Raw genomic sequence first — 6316 nt, forward strand, 5'->3', positions numbered from 1 at the left:
CGAGGGCCGCCTCGCCCGCGGGCGCGCCGACCGCCGCCTGGCCGGGCTGCTGGGCTCCATGCCGCCCGGCTTCGCCGTCATGACCTCGCCGTCGGTGGTGGCCAGGCTGGCACGGACGGTGCCCGGCACGCTGCGGACCATCGGCCAGTATCACGGCTCGTACGCGCACGCCAGGGACTGCTGGCACCTGGGCTCCATCCGCAAGCACTATCCGTCGCTGGACCAGGCGGTCTTCCTCAGTGAGGACGACGCGTGGAAGTTCTCCGAGCACGCGCTGCTGCCCAACGCCTCGTCGGTGCCGAACCCGCTGGCCGCCTGGCCGGACGCCACGGCCGAGCTTGAGACGCCGCGCGTGCTGGGCGTCGGACGGCTGGAGGGCGTCAAAAGGTTCGACCGGCTGATCACCGCCTTCGCCAGGTCGGGCGCGCCCCGGCCGTGGGAGCTGCACCTGATCGGCGAGGGGAGCGAGCTGGAACGGCTGCGCGCGCACGCCGCCGGCGAGGGTGTGGCGGACCGGGTGGTCATCAAGGGGCGGGTGCCCGCCGCGCGGATGCCCGGCGAGTATCTGGCCGCCTCGATCGTGGCCGTGACGAGCGAGCACGAGGGGCTGCCGATCGTGCTGCTGGAGGCGGCCGCGCACGGCGTGCCGGCGGTGGCGTTCGACGTGTCGGGCGGGGTGCGGTCGGCCGCTCCGGTGCTGGTCCCGCCCGGTGACGTGGACGCGTTCGCCCGGGAGCTGGCCCGGCTCGCCGGGTCCCCGGAGGAGCGGCGACGCCTCGGCGCCGCCGCTCGCGCCGGGGCCGAGGCGTTCCGCCTCGACCGCGTCCTGGACGAGTGGGAGTCGCTGTTCACGCACATCGCGCGCTGAGCGGCACGCTCGCTTACATGGCCCCCTTACGTGACTCCTCCGCTCCCTGAAGGGAGCGGCTTCTCGCTTTCCTCGATTGAGGTAGGCGACGGACAAGCCCTGCCCGTTTCCGAACACAAGAACCATATCAGGGAAGCGATTCCCCTGCTCAAGAACCATATCAGGGAAGCGATTCCCCTGCTGGGTGAACCCGGCAGTCCCCTCGCTCCTTACATGGCTCTGTCGGCCAGCTCCGGTGACTCGGCCCGCTGCTGGGGCACCCCGGCGAGCGCCCTCTGGGCCGAGGTGAGCATGGCCGCCACCGGGCCCGGCTCGCGCAGCCGGTTGAACCGGTCGCGCATGTGCTTGCGCATCCGGCTGGCGCGGCGCTTCTGCGCGGTCTTCTGGAAGATGGCCAGGTGGGCCTTGGACGCCGGGGCCGCTCCGCTGAGCTCGTAGCCGTTGGCCTCCAGGCGCTCGCCCAGCACCTGCTCGCAGAGCGAGACCTCCCAGGCGTCCAGCCGGTTGGCCCAGCTCCCGACCCGGCTGCGCGTGACCTCGCCGTGCGTGTTGCTGTGCCAGACCTTGTGCACCGGCACGGCCACGCTGGCCGCCTCGCGCGGCGAGACCATCGCCGGGTCGAAGTCCTCCCGCAGGAAGGCGCAGAGCTTCTTCAGCTCGGTGGACGGGTCGTCGGTGAGGTCCTCGTAACGCAGCTCGTAGTAGCCGTCCTCCGGCATCGTGCGCCGGAGCTTGACGCCCGCGTCGATCGCCTCGGCCCAGGTGGAGACGGCGTGGAAGGAGTTGTGCGTGTACCAGGGCATCTCCTTCAGCGAGGCCACGCAGTCGCGGCCGTCCCTGATCAGGTGGATGAACTGGGCGTCGGGGAAGAGCCTGAGGATGTACTCGATCTGCTTGACGTAGCTGGGCCGCTTGTCGCCCCAGCGGACCTTGCCGAACCGCTCGGCGTACATGCGGAACGTCGTGCCGAGCACCGAGCCGAGCGAGCCGGGGCCCTCCACCGCCTGCCTGACGTAGTCGTCCTTGTCGATCTTGAGCTCGCGGAACTTGGTGGTGCGGTCGCCCGCCACCCACTCGGCCAGCGCGCGGCGGCGCTGGGCGAGGCGCATGTCGCCGAACGAGCGGCGGCGCATGTACGCGGGAATGAGGAACCGCGTCTCCGGCGGCACCGCGATCCGCGGGTGCGAGTGGAGCATGAGCTGCAGCATCGTGGTGCCCGAGCGCGGGCAGCCGACGACGAACACTGGCCGATCGGACATTTGGTTCGAACCCCCGAAAACTTAGACGAGAACGTGCTCACGGCTCTCCCGCGGGGCGGACACGGTGTGCCTGCGCGTGAAGAGCCACATCTTGTAGACCAGGAAGATCTCGTTGCCGAGCAGCAGGACGCCGGCGACGGCCGAGATCGGCACCAGGGCCGCGGCCCCGGCGAGGGGCGCGACCACGAACACCGCGGCGTGGAACTCGATGCCGCTGATCAGGTGCGTACGGACGCGGCGGCGCGCCAGATACCTGTTGAGCCGCCTGCCGAAGGTCCGCCGCCTGCCGCCGCCACCACGCGGCTGGGGCACGACCCCCGCCACCACGGCGAGCTGCGCCGCCTGGGCGCGCGCCTCCTTGATCGCCTCGCGGACCCGCTTCATCTGCGGCGCGTTGACGTACCTGAACAGGTCGAGCACGGCCACGCCCGCGCCGAGCACGATGTAACGCACATCCCCCGTGAGCGCGTACTGGCCGTAGGCCAGACCCGCGGCGCAGAACACCACCCTCACCCGATCGCCCACATAGTCGAGCCAGAGGCCGAAGGGCGTCCCCGTGCCCTTGAGCCGGGCGATCTTGCCGTCCACGCAGTCGATCATGAAACTCAGGTAGAACGTGACCGCGCCCGCCGCCAGCCGGTCCGTGGCGAAGCAGGCCGCCGCGAGCAGGCCCAGCACCAGCGAGAGCACGGTCAGCGTGTTCGGCGTGATCCGGGTCCTGTTGGCCACCACCAGTGCCGCCCGGCAGGCGACCGGATCCACGAAGTAGACGGTCCACCAGGAGTCCCTGCGCTTGCGCGCCGCGTAGACGTCATCGAGCGAATAGGTGCTCATGGATTCAGCATGGCCACGCATCGTCATGGGCGTATTACTCTCTGGAACTACTGGGTGATGTCCATGCCGGTTCTTGACCATCCGGGGACTGACAGCCGCCACGGCTTGTGGGCGTCGCCGTCGCGGAAATGCCCGTTGAGCACCAGTCCTCGGGTCTCGACCTGGGCGTGCAGCCGCCAGTTCGGCCCCCCGCCCTTCAGCCGCACGGGGTCTATCTCCGCGACGAGCTTCCCGCCGCCCGTCCGCCGGGCGGGCACCGGCACCTCGCGGCTGCCGTCGCTCAGCCAGAGCTGCACCTTGCGCGGCCGGCGCTCGACCCGGTGGATGGCCACCTCGCCCAGCACCGTGAAGCGGCTGCCCGTCCAGCGGCACTCCTCGACCCTGGCCAGCAGCTTGAGCTCGTTGGAGGCGTCGAACACGTCGTCGGGGATCTTGAGCGAGCGGTCGCGGAAGAAGGGGTAGTCGCCGTACCAGCCGGCCTTGCGCAGCCCGCGCGGCACGATGCGCGGCACGTCGGAGCAGTTCCGCCTGAACTCGCGCACCCCGCGCAGCTCCTTGATCAGACCTCGCTCCATCAGGTGGAGCTCCAGCCTGCGGAGCGAAGGCGCCGAGGCGAGCACGGCGGGGCTCAGCACCGCCAGCCACTGGCGGGCGAGGTCGTGCAGCGGCGCGATGTCCTCGTCGCGCGCCTCCTCCAGCGCCTGGAACAGGAACACGATGTCCTTCTCCAGCACCAGCCCGTCGAACGCCATGATCAGCTCGGGGGCCTCCTCCCGCAGGAACGCCCTGACCGCGCAGATGGCCTCCAGGCGGTCGCCGAGATTGGACAGCTCCGCCCGGCGCTGCGTGATCGAGACCTCGCCCAGCTCGCGCTTGCGCCAGTGGTAGACCACCTCGGGCAGCAGGTCGACGCTGTCGGCCAGCACGTGCGCCCGCATGCTGAGCGGGACGTCCTCGTAGATCCCCGAGGGGAAGCGCAGCCGGTGCTCGTCCCAGAAGTCCTTGCGATAGACCTTGTTCCACACCGTCCGGTCCCTGACGAGCACGCGGCGGTCCATGATGTGGGTGCGCCGCACCTCCCGCCTGAACACCTTCTCGTGCAGCGACGACGCGGCCAGCCCGCCGTCCCTGATCCGCCGCACCCCGCCGCAGGCGAGGTCGGAGCCGGTCCGTTCGAGCGAGGAGACCAGCAGCTCGTACGCCTCGGGCGGCACGACGTCGTCGCTGTCGGCGAAGGCCAGGTAGGCCCCGCGGGCCCACCGCAGCCCCTCGTTGCGGGCCGGCCCGGGACCGCGGTTCGGCTGGCGGACCACGACGAAGCGCGGGTCGCGGGCCGCGACCTCGTCGGCGATCCGCCTGCTGCCGTCGACCGAGCCGTCGTCGACCAGGATGACCTCGATGTCGGCGAGCGTCTGGGCCGCCAGCGACTCCAGGCACTCGGCGATGTACGACTCGACGTTGTAGAACGGGACGACGACGCTGACCAGGGGCGCCATGCGAAGGGCTCCTTCTTACGGGGGATGGTTAGACGGCAGCATGCCCCGGTCGTCGCCGCCGGGCGGCGCGCGATGTCCCTCCCTGATCAGCTCTTTACCTGACACATATCCGCTACGGTATGAGTCCGTTCACTCACCGGGCGTAGGGGGCGCGATGCTGAGGCCCGCCACTGATCACGACGTGCCGGCCATGCTCCGCTGGCGCAACCACCCGGCGGTCCGCGCGGCCAGCTTCACCACCCACGAGATCGGCGAGGCCGAGCACGCCCGTTGGTGGGCCGGGCTGCGCGGCGATCCGGCCAGGCTCGTGCTGATCTACCGGCACCGGGGCGAGACCGACGCGGGCGTGGTGACCTTCTCCGGGCTGACGCCCGGCGCCACGAGCGCCGAATGGGGCTACTACATCGACCTGGCCGGGCTGGAGCGGGCGGGGGAGACGCTGCGGGCGTGGGGCGGGGTGGAGCGGTGCGCGATCGCGTACGCCTTCGGCCCGCTGGGGTTGACCACGCTGCGCGGCCAGGTGCTCGCGAGCAACGAGCCGGTCCGGCTGCTCCACCGCCGCTTCGGGTTCGCCGAGGTCGGCACCCACCGGCGAGAGGTCGGCGGCGCGCTCGTGGACGTCGTCACCGTGGAGCTCACCGGGAAGGGAGACAGATGATCTCGATCGCGGGCCGGGCCGTCGGCCCCGGCCACCCTCCGTTCGTCATAGCCGAGATGTCGGGCAACCACGACGGCAGCCTCCAGCGGGCCCTGGAGATCGTCGACGCGGTGGCCGCCGCCGGGGCCCACGCGCTGAAGCTGCAGACCTACCGCCCCGACACCATCACGGTCAACGCCGACGGCCCCGCCTTCCGCCTCGGCGACGGGCACGAGCTGTGGGGCGGCGAGCGCCTCTACGACCTCTACGAGCGGGCCCACACCCCCTGGGAGTGGCACGAGCCGATCTTCGCAAGGGCTCGCGAGCGGGGGCTCGCCGCGTTCTCCTCGCCGTTCGACCCCACCGCCGTCGAGCTGCTGGAGAAGCTCGCCGCGCCCGCGTACAAGATCGCGTCCTCGGAGATCGTCGATCTCCCGCTGATCCGGCTCGCCGCCCGCACCGGCAAGCCGCTGATCATTTCCACCGGCATGGCGACGGCCGGCGAGATCGACGCCGCCGTCCGGGCCGCCCGCGAGGCGGGCTGCGCGCAGCTCGCCGTGCTGTCGTGCACCGCGTCCTATCCGGCCTCGCCCGCCGAGAGCAACCTGCGGTCGCTGCCGCTGCTGGCCGCGCTCACCGGCGCGGTCACCGGCGTCTCCGACCACACGCCCGGCCTCGGCGCCGCGCTGGCGGCCGTCGCCCTCGGGGCCTGCCTGATCGAGAAGCACGTCACGCTGTCCAGGGCCGCCGGGGGCGTCGACGCCGCCTTCTCGCTCGAACCCGCCGAGCTCGCGGCCCTCGTGGTGGAGAGCGAGCGCGCCTGGCAGTCGCTCGGGCGGGCGGAGCTCGGGCCGCGCCCCTCCGAGCTCGAGGGGCTGCGCTTCCGCCGCTCGCTGTACGTGGTCAGCGACGTGCGCGCGGGCGAGCCGGTGACCGAGCGGAACGTACGGTCCGTCCGGCCCGCGGGCGGCCTGCCCCCCGCGGCGGTGGACGAGGTGATGGGGCGCCGCTTCACCAGGGACGTGCCGCTCGGCACGCCGCTCACCTGGGACCTCATCTGACCTGGATCAGGTGATCCTCACTTGACCAGTTCGAGGAGGGCGTCGGCGGCCCGCTCGCGGCCCCGGCCGTCGATCAGGCCCCTCCCCCGCCGGCCGTACTCCTCGCGCAGCGCGCCGTCGGCCAGCAGGCGCGAGAGCACCGCCGTGGCCGCCGCGTCGGG

The 6316-nt window shown here is 71.9% G+C and carries 6 protein-coding genes; 3 read left to right on the forward strand and 3 right to left on the reverse strand.

Features of this window, described 5'->3' with window-relative positions; genetic code table 11:
• Nucleotides 1–868, forward strand: an 868-nt coding sequence (locus tag DQW85_RS11835; RefSeq protein WP_113700384.1) for a glycosyltransferase, incomplete at its 5' end; no start/stop codon positions are given.
• 209 nt (nucleotides 869–1077) lie between these two features.
• Here the strand turns inward: DQW85_RS11835 and DQW85_RS11840 are convergent.
• From DQW85_RS11840 to DQW85_RS11850, 3 genes are read right to left on the reverse strand one after another with little or no spacing between them, the layout of a single operon-like run.
• Nucleotides 1078–2127: a sulfotransferase family protein gene (locus tag DQW85_RS11840; RefSeq protein WP_113700385.1), complete on the reverse strand. Its 1050-nt coding sequence runs from the start codon at nucleotides 2125–2127 to the stop codon at nucleotides 1078–1080.
• A gap of 21 nt (nucleotides 2128–2148) precedes the next feature.
• On the reverse strand, nucleotides 2149–2961 hold the full coding sequence (locus DQW85_RS11845; RefSeq protein WP_113700386.1) for a CDP-alcohol phosphatidyltransferase family protein: 813 nt from the start codon (nucleotides 2959–2961) through the stop codon (nucleotides 2149–2151).
• 47 nt (nucleotides 2962–3008) lie between these two features.
• Nucleotides 3009–4457 carry a glycosyltransferase family 2 protein gene (locus DQW85_RS11850; RefSeq protein WP_113700387.1) on the reverse strand — a complete coding sequence of 483 codons (1449 nt, stop codon included), beginning with the start codon at nucleotides 4455–4457 and terminating at the stop codon, nucleotides 3009–3011.
• A 154-nt stretch (nucleotides 4458–4611) separates the two neighbouring features.
• On the opposite strand from DQW85_RS11850, the gene DQW85_RS11855 reads away from it, so the two are divergent.
• Both DQW85_RS11855 and pseI read left to right on the forward strand, forming a co-directional pair.
• Complete coding sequence (locus tag DQW85_RS11855; protein ID WP_113700388.1) at nucleotides 4612–5115, forward strand: GNAT family N-acetyltransferase; 504 nt, start codon at nucleotides 4612–4614, stop codon at nucleotides 5113–5115.
• Complete coding sequence (pseI, locus tag DQW85_RS11860; RefSeq protein WP_113700389.1) at nucleotides 5112–6155, forward strand: pseudaminic acid synthase; 1044 nt, start codon at nucleotides 5112–5114, stop codon at nucleotides 6153–6155. Before DQW85_RS11855 ends, pseI begins: the two co-directional genes overlap by 4 nt.
• Nucleotides 6156–6316 lie beyond the last annotated feature (161 nt).

It is taken from the genome of Nonomuraea lactucae, from assembly GCF_003313395.1.
Taxonomy (GTDB): domain Bacteria; phylum Actinomycetota; class Actinomycetes; order Streptosporangiales; family Streptosporangiaceae; genus Nonomuraea; species Nonomuraea lactucae.